11 protein-coding genes and 1 pseudogene are annotated in these 18,980 nt (G+C 38.5%); 7 read left to right on the top strand and 5 right to left on the bottom strand.

Annotated elements, in window-relative coordinates:
- Positions 1-93: 93 nt before the first annotated feature.
- The 3 genes and pseudogenes from V7K55_RS23545 to V7K55_RS23535 all read right to left on the bottom strand — a co-directional run.
- Positions 94-1,021: pseudogene (locus V7K55_RS23545) on the bottom strand (IS630 family transposase); the annotation flags it as partial.
- Positions 1,022-1,095: 74 nt separating this feature from the next.
- Positions 1,096-2,088, bottom strand: coding sequence for a nucleoside hydrolase (locus V7K55_RS23540; protein ID WP_334835093.1), 993 nt, complete (start codon positions 2,086-2,088; stop codon positions 1,096-1,098).
- Positions 2,085-4,517 carry a hypothetical protein gene (locus V7K55_RS23535; protein WP_334835092.1) on the bottom strand — a complete coding sequence of 811 codons (2,433 nt, stop codon included), beginning with the start codon at positions 4,515-4,517 and terminating at the stop codon, positions 2,085-2,087. Before V7K55_RS23535 ends, V7K55_RS23540 begins: the two co-directional genes overlap by 4 nt.
- A 683-nt stretch (positions 4,518-5,200) precedes the next feature.
- Here V7K55_RS23535 and V7K55_RS23530 point away from each other — a divergent pair.
- From V7K55_RS23530 to V7K55_RS23500, 7 genes are all read left to right on the top strand, one after another.
- Positions 5,201-8,335, top strand: coding sequence for a two-partner secretion domain-containing protein (locus V7K55_RS23530; RefSeq protein ID WP_334835091.1), 3,135 nt, complete (start codon positions 5,201-5,203; stop codon positions 8,333-8,335).
- Positions 8,336-8,384: 49 nt separating this feature from the next.
- Positions 8,385-11,030, top strand: a complete 2,646-nt coding sequence (locus V7K55_RS23525) for a CHAT domain-containing protein (protein ID WP_334835090.1) — start codon at positions 8,385-8,387, stop codon at positions 11,028-11,030.
- Between the two features lie 20 nt (positions 11,031-11,050).
- Positions 11,051-12,112: a DUF928 domain-containing protein gene (locus V7K55_RS23520; protein ID WP_334835089.1), complete on the top strand. Its 1,062-nt coding sequence runs from the start codon at positions 11,051-11,053 to the stop codon at positions 12,110-12,112.
- Between the two features lie 12 nt (positions 12,113-12,124).
- Positions 12,125-14,203: a CHASE2 domain-containing protein gene (locus V7K55_RS23515; RefSeq protein WP_334835088.1), complete on the top strand. Its 2,079-nt coding sequence runs from the start codon at positions 12,125-12,127 to the stop codon at positions 14,201-14,203.
- An 84-nt stretch (positions 14,204-14,287) separates the two neighbouring features.
- Positions 14,288-14,881, top strand: a complete 594-nt coding sequence (locus tag V7K55_RS23510) for a DUF6272 family protein (protein WP_334835087.1) — start codon at positions 14,288-14,290, stop codon at positions 14,879-14,881.
- Between the two features lie 279 nt (positions 14,882-15,160).
- The gene (locus V7K55_RS23505; RefSeq protein WP_334835086.1) at positions 15,161-15,514 is read left to right on the top strand and encodes a slr1659 superfamily regulator; all 354 of its coding nucleotides are present in this window, start codon (positions 15,161-15,163) and stop codon (positions 15,512-15,514) included.
- A gap of 192 nt (positions 15,515-15,706) precedes the next feature.
- Complete coding sequence (locus tag V7K55_RS23500) at positions 15,707-17,305, top strand: mechanosensitive ion channel family protein (RefSeq protein WP_334835084.1); 1,599 nt, start codon at positions 15,707-15,709, stop codon at positions 17,303-17,305.
- Between the two features lie 315 nt (positions 17,306-17,620).
- Here the strand turns inward: V7K55_RS23500 and V7K55_RS23495 are convergent, their stop codons facing one another.
- Both V7K55_RS23495 and V7K55_RS23490 read right to left on the bottom strand, forming a co-directional pair.
- A complete protein-coding gene (locus V7K55_RS23495; protein ID WP_334835082.1) occupies positions 17,621-17,938 on the bottom strand; it encodes a cupin domain-containing protein in 318 nt (105 codons plus the stop codon).
- A 31-nt stretch (positions 17,939-17,969) separates the two neighbouring features.
- Positions 17,970-18,761, bottom strand: a complete 792-nt coding sequence (locus tag V7K55_RS23490) for an SAM-dependent methyltransferase (RefSeq protein WP_334835080.1) — start codon at positions 18,759-18,761, stop codon at positions 17,970-17,972.
- Between the last annotated feature and the right edge of the window lie 219 nt (positions 18,762-18,980).

The following is an 18,980-nucleotide window of genomic DNA, read 5'->3' as shown; positions in this document are numbered from 1 at the left end:
CCAACACAAGCTGAAAATTCATCAAGCTTTTGATAATATTCACAATTCCGTGTATTACACGGTATAGCGTTGTGTCTGAAAATTTGTTTTAAATAGCCATTCTAGTATGAAGTTAGGGAGTTCTTGAGAAATTTTAGTGAGAATATCTTTGCGTTTATGAAAACTAGCATTATCTAAAATTAGAATAATCTTGGGGCCATGCTCCTGAAAATTCTGGGAGCAATTCTCTTGACTTATCCATTCTTCTTTAATTAATTTATTTAGTTGCTGTAACTGTTCATAGAAAATATCCCCCTCACCTTTTTTAATGAAAAAGCATACCCGTTTTCGATCTCCTTCTCTAATTCCTCCCATCACATTGACCCGACCACGCCGACGTTGACCTGTAAGATTTATTGCGTTTTCCTCCCTTACCCCAATTCTTCCGGCGAATCACACGCAAACTGAACCCACTTTCATCCCAAAACCATACCTGCATTCGCTCTGGTTGAACTCTAGCTATTGCTAAATATTGGGCAAGTTTTTCTTGAAACTCTGCTCTAATTATGGGATTTTGTTTAGATTCTAAGTCATACTTAGCCCAGATATAACTATACTTTTTTAGTTTTAGTATCCTCCTGACTTGAGAACTACTTAAATTAATTCCTGTTTGTTCTGTTAAATATGTAGCTAATCTATCTGCTGTCCATCTACCAAATTCATAACCCAAGTCTGATGGTTCTTGCTCAACTGTTTTTAATAACAGTTCAATATATTCATTAGTGGCTTTTCGATAATGTTTATACTCTCGTTTATTATGTAAACTTTCTAGGTCATCTGGATCTCCATGCATACACCAATATGCAACTGTTCTGGGGGAGCAACCCAAAAATCTAGAAATTTGTTGTTGTGTCCTGCCATCATTTTGGAGCAGAATAATTAAAATTCTTTCTCTTACGTGCGGTAACTCACTCTCTTTAAGTGCTTCCTGTAACTGAGTAACTTGTTCCAACGTTAAAAAGTTTTTTGCTGGTGGTGGCATACTTACTTTCAATCGGCTCTGCATTTATATTATGCAGCTTAAATGCCGATTAGCTTACGAAAAACGTTGTATCTTCATGAGCAGACAAGTTGATCAAACAGCTTTAAAAAACGTTCAGTATCAACATCTAAACAGGCTTTTACATTAGGTGGATTAGTTTTATCATCTCGGCGATCGCGCCGATCTGCTAATGACAAACCAGTGGTAAATTGTCCTTCAGTTTCAACTACCATATAGAGTGATTCAGTCGTAACTAGACTGGGATCAATGGCCACTGCCATCGCTAAAGGATCGTGTAGATAACAACCATGAAAGCCTTCACGATCCTTATAGAAAGCCATATAAATTCCAGTACAATCGGCAATAAACTGGGTAACTTTTGAAGGACGACGCTGTAAATTATCTTCAACAACTTGGCGGGGAAGAGGGGCTTTCATTGCCACATCTAAACCCACCAATGTTAAGGGAATTCCTGATTCCATCACGATTTGAGCAGCATCAGGATCTACAAAAAAGTTAAATTCAGCCGCAGCTGTAATATTTCCAGGTACGGTGACAGCCCCACCCATGATGATAATCCGCCCTATTTGTTTCATCGTGGCGGCATCTTTTTGAATTGCCGTTGCTAGATTAGTTAGTGGCCCTAAAGCAACAATATTTAGACTATCGCCATACTCTTGGGCTGCCTTAAGAATAATATCAATAGCATTTTCTGTAGATGGTTCAATGGTTAGTTGAGGATAGCGGGCTGTGCCATCTGCTGCTTTAAATTGATCTAATTCACCAAGCCCATCTGCACCATGAATTCCTGCCGCATTAAAGGGTGGTTTCACCAGAGGTTTTTCACAACCTTTAGCAACAATTGGAAAGGTATCTGGTTCAACAATACTGAGTACCCGCAATACATTATTAGCCGCTTGGTCTACATTAATATTACCAGCTAAAACTGTAACTGCCTTCAGGTCTAATTGTGGTGAGTTCAATGCCATAATCAGCGCCAAGGCATCATCAACACCACCGTCTGTATCTATAATCACTGGGATGGTCTGATTTTGAATAATTGTCATGCTGAATATTCCTCTTCTTCGAGAATGGCGTAGAAATTTAAATTGCGATATCTTTGCAAAATCATATTGGCGTATTCTTTCGAGTAGAACGAACCGCATAGATAAGCTTTTCCCCAAGGATTTTCAACCTTTGGGGCAGTGGGAAATAGTGTTCTAATCCCCTCATTTTGCTCAGAAGTAGTGGGGATAATCAAGATTTTGTATTGTTTTGGCAGCGTTTCATCTGCTAAATAACTGTCGAGTAAATTATTTAACTCTGACATAATCAGCGATTCTTCTGCTGAAATTTCTTCGTCAACTTTTACTAACAGATTTAACAAATCTCGTAGTCTTCCTACCTGAAAATAGGGCGGATCTAATGAGAGATAATCTAGTACGCTTTGCCGTAAACTAACAAAGTCGCTATCTTCACCAGTTAACAACTTTTCTCGAACTTCTTCAGTGGAGTAGTTAATTCGATAAGATTCTAGTAGTTGTTGAATAAAGTCAACTTCCGTATCATCCAGAGTTTTGTCAATTAGGGCTACTTGGCGGAGAATATTAAAAATCTGCTCTAACTCTCGCAAATTATCTTCGGCGTAAATACGAACTATTTGTTGGGAAAATTCTTCTGCATTGTAGGTATTGTGCCAATACTTGAGGTAAGTCTCTTTAGGAATGATCAGGAGTTCTAGCTTCTCTTCGGCAGTGATAGTTGCTTCCTGCTTATCCCCTCGAATGACGCGGATATTACCTAGCGGAATCCAAGCTTTGACAACTTTGGGTTGATACCCTCCTAATGGGTTACTTACTAGTCCTATGCCCATAGGAATATAAACAAAACCGGGAGGCGATCCTGCTTGGATTAATGTTTCACCTCCTTTTAGGGTGGATAAGTACACATCAGTAAAAGCCTTGTGTGGATCAATATTGTGGATTTTATGACCAGATTGAGAAACTCTCAGCAGAATTTTTTGTTTCTGTTCCAGCGATAAATTTAGTTCTTTGGCGCTAAGATAGCGATCGCGTTCTTCTGGATCAATATTTTTGAGTGAGGGGACAACTCTGCTCTTCAATCCCATCTCTGACGAGATTTTCGTTAATTCTGTTTGGACAGCTTCGGCAAAATCTAGGTTGTCGTCAGTATTTTCTAATAAAATCTCAATGTTTTCACTCTTCTTAATCACATCATTGTCATTAGGCGATCGCTGAAAGGTGTCGATAATATCGCGTTGAATATCATCAATCACAACAGCTAAATTGTAAGCAGCCCGTTGTGTAGCATCTTGGTTAGTAAAAGAACCTCGATTAAAAGATATTCTTAAATCGCCGTTTGCAGTCAATTCACTACTAGCAATGTTTGCTTCCCCAGCATTAAGGGGGTTTGCTGCTTCTAATAAAAATAATTCCCCGCTTCCTTTTTGCAAAGCATAAATTGCTTTAGCTGTATTTTGGTCAACAAAAATCTGATAACCTCCTGATGTTTTGTAAACAGTACCTCTCTGTCGCAAAGCATCGGCGGCTCGCAAAGCACGGATAGTATCACTCACATCAACAATTAAAGCTTGTATTTCTGGATGATCGCAAACCAGCCAGGAAAATCCCTGTTTTTCAAAATCAGTATAATATTGATTGATCCGTTCGTTGTGGGGGCTAATTCCCTGTTTGATAAATTCTGCTTGAGTCGCTTTAACTTGCTGTAAAGCTATTTCTAATTTCTCAATTTTAGACTGTTCTTGTGGGGAGTTTTTAGCCTGAGCTAATTTATTTTCGGCTTTAGTTACTTGTTGTTGGTGATAAAGGTGATGCAAATTAACCGCAGCAATTTGTTTCATTACCTTTCTCAATTGTTCAGGATGATTCAATACCTCAATAGGAACTTTGCTCTTACTATGGGCAACTCCCATTGATACCATTTCACGCAACACAAGTTTGGGATCTTCTGTCAATGCCCCTTGTTCGGCTAAGTTAATTAAACGCCAAGACACATTACCACAATTTTCAGTCCAAATCGTATCAATTACCCGATCAAAGGCAGGGCTGAATACTTCTTGGGTGACAAATTCTGGATGCATTGCCCGACCAAATGCCGAAAAATCAAGCATTCCCATATCATGGTTATAGACAAGTATAATTCCATAACCTTTCATAAAATCAAACCATAGAGGCTCTCTTTTGGGAATAAGAACTCCATGAATGGCTTCCAGCACAACTAAGATGTTACGAGCGACATCTCTGACGTGAACGACACCATGATCGGAATAAAGTGCAACGTGCTGAAGGGGATTTGCTAGAAAATCTTCATTTCGAGCAGCATAATCTAACTCTGCTTGCTGGTTAACTTTAGCATAGTAATTTTCTTCGATGTAAGTTCTGACTTTTTCTGGTAGATATCGATCAACCTGTAGTAATTGGATATCTTCAATATATTTACTGGAATTTAAATTCATAATTGCTCTAATATTTTCAAATATTGGGGTGAATAAATTGGTGTTTAGTTGCAATAAAGATTTTTGTAAATCTCTTGTAGTTTCTGCAATGTTTTAGACTTAGACAATACCTTCACCAAGTCGAAAAATACCTCGATTTGTAGGTTGGATTTCGCTTCGCTTAACCCAACCTACAAAAAATGGCGAAGGTATTGCTTAGACTAACAGTAATACTAAATATGGTACAAAGAAAATTAATTATTGTAACTAAAGTTGTAGTAATAATGCGCTATATTGTAGCGCTGATTTTATCATTCACTCTCTTGAAAAATGTTGTGAATGACAAGTCTTAAAACAAGGGGTCGATTTTAGGCTTAAACTAATGATTGCAAATGTATCCAACCAACACTGCATCACCTAATCCAACAGTTGAAATTTAAAGTTTTGATGAAGAAGTAAGTAGAGTTATATAAAATTTCTATTAAATAGTGTTTTATTTATCTAAATTCAAGCATAATTTATATCTGCCATAATAATTTGTACTTAAATAAAAATACTTACATCAGTGTTAATTTAGTTGACATCTGATGTCTGCCAGTGTTCCATAAGCTAGTTTGGCGATGGGAGTTTTGGCCATAAGTTGGTTGGAATCTGCATCTGTGCTAAAGCGTAAATTACTCAAAGTTCAAGAGTATTGACCCTAAGTGGAACAAAAAAATTCAGGTGTTGCTGAAACAGAGGAGATTGATAGGGCTACCATGCTGATTAGAATTTTAACAAGTAGTGCTGCGATCGCCTATATTCTAGGTTCAACAACAACTGCTGTAGCTCAGATAGTTCCTGATAACAGTTTGGGAGCCGAAGGTTCTGTATTGACACCTAATGTCCAAAGTACCAAAGGTCAGATCGATCGCATTGATGGCGGAGCGATTCGAGGTAGTAATTTATTCCACAGTTTTCAAGATTTGAATATTGGTAATCAGCAACGGGTTTATTTTTCTAACCCTGCTGGAGTCGAAAATATTCTGGGTCGAGTTACAGGAAACCACGCTTCTAATATTTTCGGAACACTGGGAGTATTAGGAAGTGCTAATCTATATTTGATTAATCCTAACGGCATAATTTTCGGTAAAAATGCGCGTTTGGATATCTCTGGCTCTTTGTTTGCTAGCACCAGCAACGCCCTTTTGTTCAAAAACGGTTATCAATTTACTACCCAAGACCCCAAAGCACCCCCCTTGTTAACTGTCAATCTTCCTCTGGGGTTAGAGAGTTGGTTACCGCCCCAAGGTGCGATCGCTAATAGTGGTAAATTATCAGTTGGAGAAAACTTGACTTTAGCTGGTACAACTCTTGACTTACAAGGGCAATTGCAAGCAGGTAGTAATTTAACCTTGCAAGCTACCAATACTCTAAAAGTGCGGGACAGCCTAAATCGCCCTTTCATTGCATCAGCTAAACAACAACTATTAGCCGAAGGAAATCAAATAGATATCTTTGCCTTAAATCATCCCTCCAGTGGCTTCTTTTCTGGTGAAAATATGTTGTTCCGTTCCGTCAATCCCATTGGTGGGGACACTCATTTTTTTAGTGGCGGTAATTTTAGCCTCGAACAAATTAATAGCCAAGGGGAAGATTTATTTAGTTTTGACGATCCAATTATTTATTCAAGTGGAGATGTTAGTTTTAATAGTTATAGAGGAGCTTCCATTCATATTTTTGCAGGTGGAAGTGTAACAATTAATAATATTAATGTGAACCGTCCAGATACAACTAATTTTATTAAAGAAACAGTTACTCTTTCCGATGGAGTAACGCAAGTTCCTATTAATGGTAGCGCTCAACCTACTGTTGATATTAGGGCTGGAACTAATTTCAACCCAACTGGCATCAAAGGAGTAATAAATGTTTTTTCACCTACTCCTAACACAAATGCTAAACCAACAAACGCAGATATCGCTATTAATCAAATTATTAATTCAGGAGGACTGGTTTTTTTAACTAATCAGTATCAACCTAATTCTTCTCTATCGGGCAATATTACAGTTAACTTTGCACTCAGTATATTTGGTAGGGGTGCAAGGGGGGGAGACATTGTGATTGATTCACGGGGGAAAATTATTACTCCCCAATTTCTGACCAGTTTGGGAATTGATTCTTCTAGATTTACATTTTCCAAACCTGGTGGAAATATCACACTTTTAGCTCAGGATGATATTGTCATGCCACCATCATCCCGTATTGTTTCTTTTGGTACAGATGGAGGTAACATTACTCTCAAGAGTCAAACTGCAATTATTCAACAACAAGATCCACTTAGAGAGTCATTTATTGAAAGTTCTTCCTATGGTGCTGGAAAAGGCGGTGATGTGACGCTAAACGCACCATTTATTTTCTTGAGCAACGATGTGCAAAGTAATCTGTATAGAGGTACAACAGGTACAACTGGAAAGCTGATTGTTACGGCTAATTCTTTAGAAGCCAACCAAGCTCAATTATTCACTAGAAGTAATGGTGGCAATGCTAATAATATCATTATTAATGCTGATTCAATTTTCTTAAATAACTCAAAGATAGGAAGCGAGAGCATAGGTGTAAATGGAGGTAAATCTGGTGATATAGAGATTAATACTAAATCCTTTACTGCTACTAATAATAGTCAAATTTCTTCTCAAACCGAAGGTTTAGGAAATACTGGCAATATAGTAGTTAAAGCCACAGATAGAGTTCTGTTGTCTGGTGCAAACACAGGTTTTTTTACTAATACAGCTTTGGGTTCTAGCGGTAACAACGGTAATATCTTCGTCGATTCCCAACTTGTTGATATTCGGGATGCTGCTGCTATTTCCACCAATAACCAAGGTAGTGGTATTGGTGGCAACATTGAGATCCAAGGAAATAAATTAACCCTCGACAATCAAGCCTTAATTTCCACAAAAACAGCCAGTACTGAAGGTGGTAATATTAATTTACAGTTAGCAGATTCGTTATCATTACGCCGTGAAAGCAGTATTGTGGCGATCGCAGGTAATGAAACTACAGGTGGAAATGGTGCTAACATCACTATCAACACAGATTTACTGTTCACTGTCCCTGAAGAAAACAGTGATATTACAGCCAATGCTTTCTTTGGTGATGGTGGCAAAGTTGATATCAGTACTAAAGATATTCAAGGATTCGAGTTTGATACACTTAGCTCCTTAAGTAATATTACTTCCAGTTCAAAAAAGTTAACGATTCCCAATCCACCGCCAGAAGTTCCTAACCCAACACCAGAAGTTCCCAATCCGCCACCAGAAGTTCTTAACCCACCGCCAGAAGTTTCCAATCCGCCACCAGAAGTTCTTAACCCACCGCCAGAAGTTCCCAATCCACCGCCAGAAGTTCCTAATCCACCGCCAGAAGTTCCTAACCCAACACCAGAAGTTCCTAGTCCTGTGTTCGATTTTTCTAGCCTTGAATCAATTAATAAACCGGATGCTGCTCCGAGTTCGGCTTTGATAGAATTACCAAACCCCCAGAGCGATCGCGAGAATAAAATAGTTACTCCTAGTTGTGCATCTACAGAGGGTAATTCTTTTACTATTACAGGTAGGGGAGGTTTACCAACAGATCCCACAGCAACTATTCGTGGTCAAACTATCTTGTCAGATACACGAGATTTTACAACTACACAGAATAGCAATCAAACAAATAGTTCTTCTAGAATTCTTCCAACAAGACAACAAATTGTCGAAGCAACAAGCTTGATAATTAACACCAAAGGACAAGTGGAATTGGTAGCATTTTTACCTCAAGAGAGTTTATCGCAAAAACATCCTAATTGTAGCGATTTATAAATTTGGGATAATTTACAAAGTTTACATATACAATACCCAAAGAGTTTATATGAGGAAAATATCTAGACGAAAGAAATATAACTATTTAAATAAAACAGGATTTTGGTTATTTTCAAAACGTAAAATTAATGTTTTATGGTTTTTTTATACTTGCTTAATATTAAGTATTATATTAATTATCAAGAGTATTCCTGCTGTTGCTAATCAATCCATATTATCAAGAGAAAATCAGGAAATTCAACAACTATCAAATTCTTCAGATTTATTACAACAAGGAAAAAATTACTATCAAGCTGGACAACACACAGAAGCAGCTAGAGTTTGGGAAAATGCCCTGAAGTTTTATCAATCAAAAAAAGAATTTATTAATCAAGCTCAAGTTTTAAATTATTTAGCGTTAGCATATAAAGATTTAGGAAAAATAGCACAGGCGCAAACTGCGATCGCTGAAAGTATTAATATCATCAAAAGCTTAAAAACTCCCGATACTAAAAGTAGTTTAATATTAGCACAGGCATTAAACACTCAAGGAACGCTCCAAATACTCCAAGGACAAACTGACACAGCTATAGATACTTGGAAGCAAGCAGCAATCACTTATGAGCGCACGGGTGACAAAACAGGTAAACTCATCAGCCAAATTAATCAAGCGCAAGGTTTGCAAGCATTGGGACAGTATCGCCGCACCAAAACTTTGTTAGAAGAACTGGTGAAAGAATTGCAAAGTCAACCTGATAATCTATTGAAAGCTCAAGGATTGAGGAGTTTGGGCGTTGCTTTGCAAACTGTTGGTGATTTAAGGCAATCCAAAACAATTCTAGATAAAAGTTGGGAAATTAGTAAACAATTCAACTCACCAACTGATGTGAGTGCAGTTTTATTTAGCATTGGTAACGTCGCTAAAGACTTACAAGAATATGATGTTGCTTGGACATACTACCAAGAAGCAATTAATTTATCTTCAGAACCACAGGCGAGATTAGAATCACAATTAAATCAATTTAGCTTGTTAATTAAACTACAAAATTGGGAATCATCACAGGCACTAATCCCAGAAATCGAAACTAATCTTGTTCAACTTCCTCCTAGTCGTCCTGCTATTTATGCCAAGATTAACTTCGCAGAAAGTTTGATGATGCTAGAGCAAACAAGGGAAGCTAAAAAAGCAGTTTCGGATAGTAACGCGCTGAGAATTGCTCAATTATTAGCAACAGCTATTCAACAAGCCAAACAAATCAAAGATCCGAGAGCCGAAGCTTATTCCCTGAATCAATTAGGTAAACTCTATCAAGAAAATGACCAGTTCGCGGATGCTGCAACATTGACACAACAAGCATTAACAATAGCTCAAGAAATTAATGCTACTGATTTAGTCGCTCGTACAGCAGGACAACTGGGTGCGATCGCTAAAAAACAAGCAGATAGTAATAGCGCGATCGCCGCTTATGAGATTGCTTTTAATAACTTGCAATCCCTACGTAGTGATTTAGTAGCAATTAATCGAGATGTCCAGTTTGATTTTAAGGAAAGTATTGAACCAACCTATCGAGATTACGTCAGCTTGTTGTTGCAAAAAGATAGTCAAAGCAACCTCAAACAAGCTCTGCAAGTGATGGAAGCTTTGCAACTAGCTGAACTAGATAACTTTTTTCGGGATGCTTGTTTAGACAACACTAATCCTGTAGTTTTAGAAAAAATTGACTTGCACGCAGCTGTCATCTATCCAATTATTTTAAGCGATCGCCTCGAAGTCATTCTTTCAGTTCCCAATCAACCCCTACGTCACTACAGCACCAAACTCCCAAAGCAGCAAATTGAAGCTACCTTAAAACAACTTTATTCTTCCCTGTCCCCTGGTTATCCCAGTGACGAGCGTTTGCGACTCTCCCAAGAAGTTTATAATTGGCTGGTTGCACCTGCTCAAGCAACACTGCAAAAAAGTAATATCAAAACTTTAGTCTTCATCCCAGATAGTTTACTGCGAAACTTACCGATGGCGGCTCTATATAATGGCAAACAGTATTTAATAGAAAATTATAGTGTTGTTCTCAGTCCTGGATTACAACTATTTCCTCAAGGACTGCAACGCCAAAAATTGAGCGTGTTAGCGGCTGGATTGACAGAAGCACGCCAAGGCTTCAATTCTTTACCTGGAGTTACAGAAGAAATTAAAGAAGTCACAGCAGAAGTTAATTCCAAGGTATTGCTCGACAAAAAATTTACCAGAGATACCTTAAAAACAGCAATTGAAAATGAATCTTTCCCCATAGTTCATCTTGCTACTCATGGTCAATTTAGTTCCGATCCAGAAGAAACCTTTTTGTTGACATGGAGCGATCGCATTTCCATTCAAGATTTTGACCGTTTATTTAAAAACAGAAGGCAAAAAAACATAGCCCCGATTGAATTATTGGTAATGAGTGCTTGTCAAACAGCCGTAGGTGATAATCGGGCAACTTTGGGTTTAGCTGGATTTGCTTTGCGTTCTGGTGCTGAAAGTACTCTTGCTAGTTTGTGGTCAGTCAGTGACGAATCCACTTCCTCTTTGATGAAAGGATTTTATGCCGAATTGAGTAACCCAAAACTCAATAAAGCTCAGGCATTGCAACAGGCACAAATAAAAATTATGGCTAATCCTTTATATAAACATCCTTATTTTTGGTCTTCTTTCGTTCTCGTAGGCAACTGGTTGTAAACATCACAAAAAAGGTAAAGATGATTAAATTTAATTCTCAAATATTTTTCTTTATTCCTGTTAGCACCACACTAGTTTTAACAAGTAATACCACATTAGCCAGTCTGCTCCCTCAACAGAATCCCACTGTTAGCAATCAAGTTCTCATTAGTGTGGACTTTAAACCTCCCAAAGATCCAGCCCCCAAAACCAGCGTTGGTGGCGGAACTAGAGGTAATGTGCAGTTCGGTTTACCAGGAGGTTCAGCCCCCAGAACCAGCGTTGGTGGCGGAACTAGAGGTAATGTGCAATTTGGTTTACCAGGAGGTTCAGCACCCAGAACCAGCGTTGGTGGCGGAACTAGGGGTAATGTGCAGTTCGGTTTACCAGGAGGTTCAGCACCCAGAACTAGCGTTGGTGGCGGAACTAGAGGTAATGTGCAATTTGGCTTACCAGGAGGTTCAGCACCCAGAACCAGCGTTGGTGGCGGAACTAGAGGTAATGTGCAATTGACTCTACCTAGTGGAAATTCAACCCCCAGAAGCAGCATAGGTGGAGGAACAAGGGGAAAAACTCTACCATTAACAGCATTAGTTCCCCCTACCAAACAGGGACGCACCGTATTAGCAAGACCGACAATTTTTGCTTATTTACCTCCAGTTGGCGCAGAAACTGTGTTTTTCAGCCTCCAAGATGAAGACGGAAATCCCCATTACTCCACAATGCTGAAAGTTTCTCCCGATGGAGGTGTAGTTAGTATTACGTTACCTCCAACAGCACCAGCTTTGGCAATAGATAAAAATTACCTGTGGTATTTTGCACCGATTGAACCAGGTGGAGTTCTCCGACCTGATAACTATTCTGTAACAGGCTGGATCAAACGAGTCAAATCAACATTTAATCAGCAAGAATTAGCCTCATCTCCTGTCAAACTAGCAACTAAATATGCTGAAGCTGGCGTATGGTATGATACCCTCAAAGTTTTGGCAGAAGCAAAGCGATCGCAGCCAAATAACAAAGATTTTGCTACTGAATGGCACGATTTACTCAAACAAGTTGGACTAGAAGATATTGCCTCTCAACCATTGACAGAAGCTTTTTAATTTAATCACAAAATGATTTGGCAAAAACTCAAAAAATCAATTAAAAAATGGCAAGGAACACTGATAATTACTCCCTGTGTCGCAGGATTAGTAATTGTCGGGAGTAATATAGGTATTTTTAGAATTTTAGAATGGGTAACTTTAGATCAATTATTTCGGATTCGTCCTCAAGAATCTGTAGATAAGCGAATTGTGATTGTCACAATTGATGAGCCAGATATTCAATATGTCAAGCAATGGCCGATGTCCGATCGCGTCATGGCTAAAATGATTCGCAATATTAAAGCCCAACAACCAAGAGCGATCGCCATCGATATCTATCGAGATTTAACTGTAGAACCAGGACACGCAGAACTCGTCAAAGAATTTCAAAGTACTCCCAATTTTATTGGCATCGAAAAAGTTGCTGGAAAACCAATTGCACCACCACCAACTCTAGCTAAACAGGGTCAAGTAGCCGCTAATGACCTACTCTTAGATACAGATGGTAAAATTCGACGCGGTATTATTTTATTAGGTAAACCCGATCAAAGTTTAGCTCAAGGGTTAGGAGTAAAATTAGCCTTAACATATTTAGAAAAATCAGGCATTGAATTAAAGGAAATCAACGCAGATAAACAAATATACGGCTTGGGCAAAGCTAAGTTTGTACCTCTATCTAGCAATGATGGAGAATACAACGAAGCTGATATGGGAGGATACCAAGTTTTAATTAATTATCGAGGTGGACTAAAAAGCTTTCCCCATATTTCCATGACCGATGTTCTAGAAAATCGCATACCTAATAATTTTATGCGCGATCGCCTAGTTTTGATCGGCGCAAAAGCCCCCAGTTTGAATGATAACTATAGTACCCCTTACAACAGCAATTTATTTTTTCCCACAGAGCTAATCCCTGGAGTAGTAATTCACGCAAATATTACCAGCCAGATTCTCAGCGCCGCTATAGATGGTCGTCCGATGATGCGAGCTGTCGTTAAACCTCTAAACTGGTTGTTAATCGTTTTTTGGTCTGGATATAGTGCCACCCTTGGCGCAATTTACATCAAAAGACCTTGGCTGACCATAGGTGGTTTATTGTTGGCTGTGGTGACTATTATTAGCAGTGCTTACGTAGCTTTTCTTGGTGGTTGGTTAATTCCTGTATTTACACCATTATTAACTGCGATCGGTGCTTTAATAATTGGTCTTGTACAGGTTTTGTGGCAAAATCTGATGCTTTCTTATGGACAATTAGAAGATTACGCCCACAATCTAGAAATCAAAGTTCAAGAACGCACATCGGAACTAGCCGAAGCTAATGAAGAAATCAGTATCCTGAATGAAAAACTCAAAGGAGAAAACCTCCGCATGAGTGCCGAACTTGATATTCTGCGGCAAATGCAGCAGATGATTCTACCAAAACCAGAGGAACTAGAAGCCATTGCAGAACTAGATATTGCGGGTTTCATGGAACCAGCAGACGAAGTAGGCGGCGACTACTACGACGTACTGCATACTGATGGAGTGGTAACTATTGGTATTGGCGATGTCACAGGACACGGACTAGAAAGTGGAATTTTGATGGTGATGACTCAAACCGCCGTTCGCACCCTCCAAGAAATTCAAGAAAAAGATCCGGTGAGATTTTTAGATACTCTGAACCGCACAATTTATCAAAATGTGCAGAGGATGAACTCAGATAAAAACTTAACGTTGGTGATTCTCAATTATAGTGAAGGAAAAATCAGTATCAGTGGTCAACATGAAGAAACTATTGTAGTGCGAAATAATGGCGAAATTGAGCATATTGATACGATGGATTTGGGATTTCCTATAGGTTTAGATGATAATATTGCAGAATTTATTAGCCATGCCTTAGTAGAGCTAAATTCTGGAGATGGGATTATTCTTTATACTGATGGAGTAACAGAAGCAGAAAATATTCATGGAGAACAATATGGTTTAGAGCGATTGTGCGAAATTGCTAGTAAAAGTTGGCAACATTCATCAGAAGAGATTAAACAAAATGTGATCGCAGATGTGCGGCAGCATATTGGAGAGCAAAAAGTTTTTGATGATATTACATTGTTAGTTATTAAACAAAGATAATCATTTTAATGCCAGATAAAAAAGGTTCGTAGACTATAAAGGACAGAGAAAGGGGCAGATGAAAATAATAACTGAATAATAACTATGAAACAGATATTTGGAGATTTTCGAGAAAATTTACCACAACAGCATGAATTCTTAATCATTGGCTTTTCTCCAAGTTTGCTTCCTATTCAACAACGTTGGCGCAATAATGTTTTATCTGCTGACTTTGTTGCTAATTATATAACTACTTTTTTTCCCATTAGCAATGATAATCCTGATTCTGTACGTCGTCAGACGGAGGTAAAAAGTGCAGTTAATTATATTGCTAATGAATTACTCGAAAATGGGATGAAATTTAACGATCGCTCTGCGAGTTATGCGATAAAATTTGAACTGCATCTCATTGAAGAACTAGAGAATACTTCAGTTATCCTGCTGATAAGCAATAGCATATCTGAAGAAAATCAAAATAATCTTCAGACATTTATTGATAAATTCCTCAATTCAGATACCCATGATTTGTATATAAATCAGTTAACAAAAAGTGCAGAAGATAAAAACAGCAAAGCTTCGGGTTTAGGACTACTAACCATGAAAAATGACTATGCGGCAAAGTTAGGCTGGAAATTTGAGACAATTCAGAAACAGCCGGAAGTCGTAATAGTAACAACAATGGTACAGTTTGCGGTGTAGATTTTTAGCTCGACTTTGGAAAAAGTTTTTGTCAAAAAGCTAGGGTTTTGCGGTATCAAGAGAACCGAGTTATTAATTTGGGATAAAGTCGAGTCTATGATTACTACGATGGCTCAAGTTAAAGTATAGTATCTATAGTCATAAATACTCTCTAAAAATCAGGTATAATTTCTAGAGAGTATTTTAGATGAAACCCTGATTAAACAGACTTTTTAGTCTCAGGATATTTCCAAAAATCAAATTATAGTTCTATAACTTGCTCCAAGGAGAAATAAAACAATGTTAACCCAAGAAATCACAACAGAAAATTATCTTGTTCAATATGATGCCACTTCCACAACAGTGAACTTCAAAGGTAAGTTGAGCCTTGGTAGTTCTACAGAGTATGAACCAATCATTAATTTGCTCAATGATGTTGCTAAAACTGAGCCATTAACGATGACAATAGATTTAAGAGAACTGGCGTTTCTCAACAGTTCTGGTATCAGTATGTTATCAAAATTTGTTATGAGCTTACGCAAACAGAAAGGAACTCAGTTAGTTGTCTTAGGATCAAATGCTATGCCTTGGCAAGGTAAATCTTTGCAGAATTTAGTCCGCTTACTACCTGGACTAAAACTACAAGTCCAATAGCAGAATTTTAAAATAATCAAAAATTTTTGATTATTTTTTTATTTGTAGAAATATTGAATAGTTAAGCTAACTCTAAAAAGCCTAAATTAGTCAAAATCTAAACATAGGTTTAGGCCATTGCGATATTTTTTATTAAGATTCAACATTTCAGATTAATTTTTCAATTATTAAAATATAGAGAGAACTATTGCCATGCCATTTTCGGTCAATACATGGGAATTTGTTGTTAGTAGTCTGTTTATCGCCATTATTGGGACAATACTACTTTATTTTATTCTGTTTTATGTTCTACGTTCCATCTTCCGCAAATTTGAACGAGACATTGCCCTAGTTACCCTTAACGTTTCGGCTTATCCAGCTCTGGCTACTTTTATGCTGGGTGTCCTCAAATTAACCTTCAAGAGTTTGCCGTCATCTATAGTAATTGACAGCTTTGAAAATCTCATAACAGCCGGACTAATCGTATCGATTAGCTATTGGATAGTACAACTTTTTATCCAAGTTTTTGTCTACTATCTCAAGGAGTATACTCAACAAACAGAGGCCATGTGGGATGACGTGCTACTACCTCTCTTAGAAGCAGTAGTTCCTGTTGTAATTTACTTGATAGCTACTGTTTTGGTTTTACGTTCCTTTGGAGTTGATCTCACTGGTATCTGGGTAGCTTTAGGTGGTGCAACATTCGTGATTGGTTTTGCAGCTCAAGGCATCCTAGCAAACTTCTTTAGTGGTGTTGTGTTGTTGATTGATACACCCTTCCAGTTTGGTGATGTTTTGCGGCTTGAGGACGGTTCTATTGCCATACTAAGAAAAATTGGTGTGCGGGTTACGCAACTTTATGTACCTGACAAACATTATAATATTTACATTCCTAATAGTAATTTACAAAGCCAGAATATTATTAACCTCAGCCGTCCTACAGCTTATTATCATCACTCCAGTCAGGTAGAAGTATTAGTTGAGTATGATATGTATGAAGCTAAACAGATAATAGTAAAAATTATTTTATCTCATCCAGATACGTTAGGAGATATTGGTAAAAAATTAGAAATAATTGATGATTACTATCAAATTGATGAACTAACAGAACAACAAAAAATAGGTAAATTGCGCTTAATTGCTGAACAGGAAGTTAACTATAAATTAGAAGAGATTCAAATAGGGCTAGAAACACTAGTTGTTACACTCCAGTTTGCCGAAAAGGGTGGGTTAACGCAAGATGAAATTAATAATGTACAGCAGGAGTATAAGGATATACTAGGTTTGATTGGGTTAGAAGCAATTGCGGAAACTCAAAACAATCGTACTGTTTTTAGTCTGCAAGAAATCGGGGATCAAGATTCGTTGATTGAGTTAGTCCGAGAATGGTATCGCATCTGGATTCGCGATCCAAATCTTTTGGATAATGATAGTTACATGGTTTCTGAAGAGTGGGAACGTAAACTTAATCTACTCAAGCGGAGATCCCAGCGTTTATACCAAAAAATTTCTAATCCCCAAACTGAAGAAACTCGGATTGATGATTATGTGATGGAATTAAATAAATGGGTTCGGGAACGATTCAAAGAACCGCGGCAAAAGTGGCAAGAACCACAAGTTTTAATCAAAGGTACAAATCATAGCGATGATGGGATTACCTATGCTGAATTTAAGCTCAATTTCTTTGTTGATGATATTAAATTAGAGAATGGTAGACGGGGCGATCGCGTTAGCAGTCAGATATATCAAGAGGTTTTGCAATATCTCAAGTCTAAAAATGTAAATGATATTAATATCACCGAAACAGGGTAGCAGCGTAAAGCGGGACAAAATAAAGATTCGAGAATGGGAGCAATGCAAAAATGTGAGATCAGATTTTATCTCTCAATTACCAGGGGTTATTCCCAATAAACTTTCGTCAGTGGGTGCGCGATCGCCCAGATAGCCAGCAATGCTAACGATCCAGCGATCGCCTTCTTGAGCCAATGACAATTGCTTGTTGAGCGATCGTTTTCATAGTTTGTTCCTCTATTTTTGTAGATCACGAACGTGCTAATAATTTATTTGTCTCCATTTTTTTTGGCGAAGGTATTGAACAATAGAAATGACTTCTATCCAACATCACTTTCAGGTATGCAGAAAGGCGAGATTGTCCAGGGCATGGAGTGCATGAGGCGTGTTTGCAGGTATATAAACAAATACGCCCGGTTGCAAAGTAATTTCCTGTTCTTCCAGGGTGAGTACTCCGCATCCTTCGATGATAGTCACCGAAATAGGACGCGGAGCAGTATGCTCAGGCATTTTTGTTCCGGCAGTGAGACAGAGTAACGAGAAACTGTTTTGTTCATTTTTTACTAACGCTTTGCGAGTCACTCCGGGTTTTGTATAGTCTGCCAATTCGTGTAGATTGACTGTCACCTCAGCATCATTTTTTAAGATAGACATTATATTTGCTCCTTTGTTGTTTTAAGATTGATTAAGAGTCTCGAACAGCACACAAAGCGATGTAGCCCAAGTTTTGTTGGTGTTGAGTCAATACTCGCCGCATCTTGATGATGCGATCGCGGATTACAGGCTGAGTCAAAATATTCCAGGCAATCTGAACCGTGTGAATTACTCCTTCATCTCTCAGTACCTGAACCGGATCAAGCAGTCTCATTGCACCCGTTTGCTGCTCTGTTACTGTTAGCCCTTCCTGATTGAAGGTATCAATCCAGTCTAATGCTGGTAGTGGCATAGCATTCACGCGCATCACTTGCGTCAGGTTTTGGTGCAGTGATTCTAAATGGTCACGCGCTAGCAGTTCATGGCTGAGAAATTTGCCGCCGACTTTAAGCCGATCGCGCACACCTGCCAGAATTTTGGCTTTGCCAGCAGACGTTTGCATGGTGAGAATGGCTTCTGCTAACACATAGTCAAACGACGCAGAGATGGTTTCTAGCTGAAAAATATTGCCTTGGATAAACTGAACCTGACGATCTAAACCAGCCGATCGCGCTTTAGCTTGAGCGATCGCAACTCGCTCAGGATCTCTTTCAATACCAACAACCTGAACGTTGTAGCGTTTTCCTAGAGCGATCGCACTATTTCCTAAACCAGAAGCGAGTTCCAGAACAGTTTCACCAGGCTGGAAATTCGCACATTCAAAGAGCTGTTCGGTGGCGGCGCGTCCACCCGGACGGAGAACCGTTTTACCAGCAGCCGCCAGTACAACATGAGCGGGTGCAATTGTCAGATTGAGAGTAGTTTGTGTCATCGTTCGGTTCATAATTTTCCTGTGCTGCTATTTGAGGCAGTTTTTAATTGCTTGAGTCCGTTCAACTGTAGATTTCGATGAAAGATTCCAACGGTTGTAGAAGCTTGTCGATGATTGGATAGTCAGATTTGATTGGGTTAATACTTCAGAAAGGACAGGCACCGTTGCCCAACAGTGAGAACAAAACCAGCAGATTTCATGGTGTTGAATGTGTCGGAGTAAGGGACGAGA

It is taken from the genome of Nostoc sp., from assembly GCF_036919895.1.
In the GTDB taxonomy this organism is placed as follows: Bacteria; Cyanobacteriota; Cyanobacteriia; order Cyanobacteriales; family Nostocaceae; genus Nostoc.
The sequence above is the reverse complement of the archived record's forward strand: the minus strand, read 5'-3'. Positions and strand labels throughout refer to the sequence as shown.

Excerpts from the sequence above, each read along its gene's own strand:
- V7K55_RS23540 (WP_334835093.1), bottom strand. The coding sequence starts at position 2,088 with ATGACAATTATTCAAAATCAGACCATCCCAGTGATTATAGATACAGAC.
- V7K55_RS23535 (WP_334835092.1), bottom strand. The coding sequence starts at position 4,517 with ATGAATTTAAATTCCAGTAAATATATTGAAGATATCCAATTACTACAG.
- V7K55_RS23525 (WP_334835090.1), top strand. The coding sequence starts at position 8,385 with ATGAGGAAAATATCTAGACGAAAGAAATATAACTATTTAAATAAAACA.
- V7K55_RS23520 (WP_334835089.1), top strand. The coding sequence starts at position 11,051 with ATGATTAAATTTAATTCTCAAATATTTTTCTTTATTCCTGTTAGCACC.
- V7K55_RS23515 (WP_334835088.1), top strand. The coding sequence starts at position 12,125 with ATGATTTGGCAAAAACTCAAAAAATCAATTAAAAAATGGCAAGGAACA.
- V7K55_RS23510 (WP_334835087.1), top strand. The coding sequence starts at position 14,288 with ATGAAACAGATATTTGGAGATTTTCGAGAAAATTTACCACAACAGCAT.
- V7K55_RS23505 (WP_334835086.1), top strand. The coding sequence starts at position 15,161 with ATGTTAACCCAAGAAATCACAACAGAAAATTATCTTGTTCAATATGAT.
- V7K55_RS23500 (WP_334835084.1), top strand. The coding sequence starts at position 15,707 with ATGCCATTTTCGGTCAATACATGGGAATTTGTTGTTAGTAGTCTGTTT.
- V7K55_RS23495 (WP_334835082.1), bottom strand. The coding sequence starts at position 17,938 with ATGTCTATCTTAAAAAATGATGCTGAGGTGACAGTCAATCTACACGAA.
- V7K55_RS23490 (WP_334835080.1), bottom strand. The coding sequence starts at position 18,761 with ATGAACCGAACGATGACACAAACTACTCTCAATCTGACAATTGCACCC.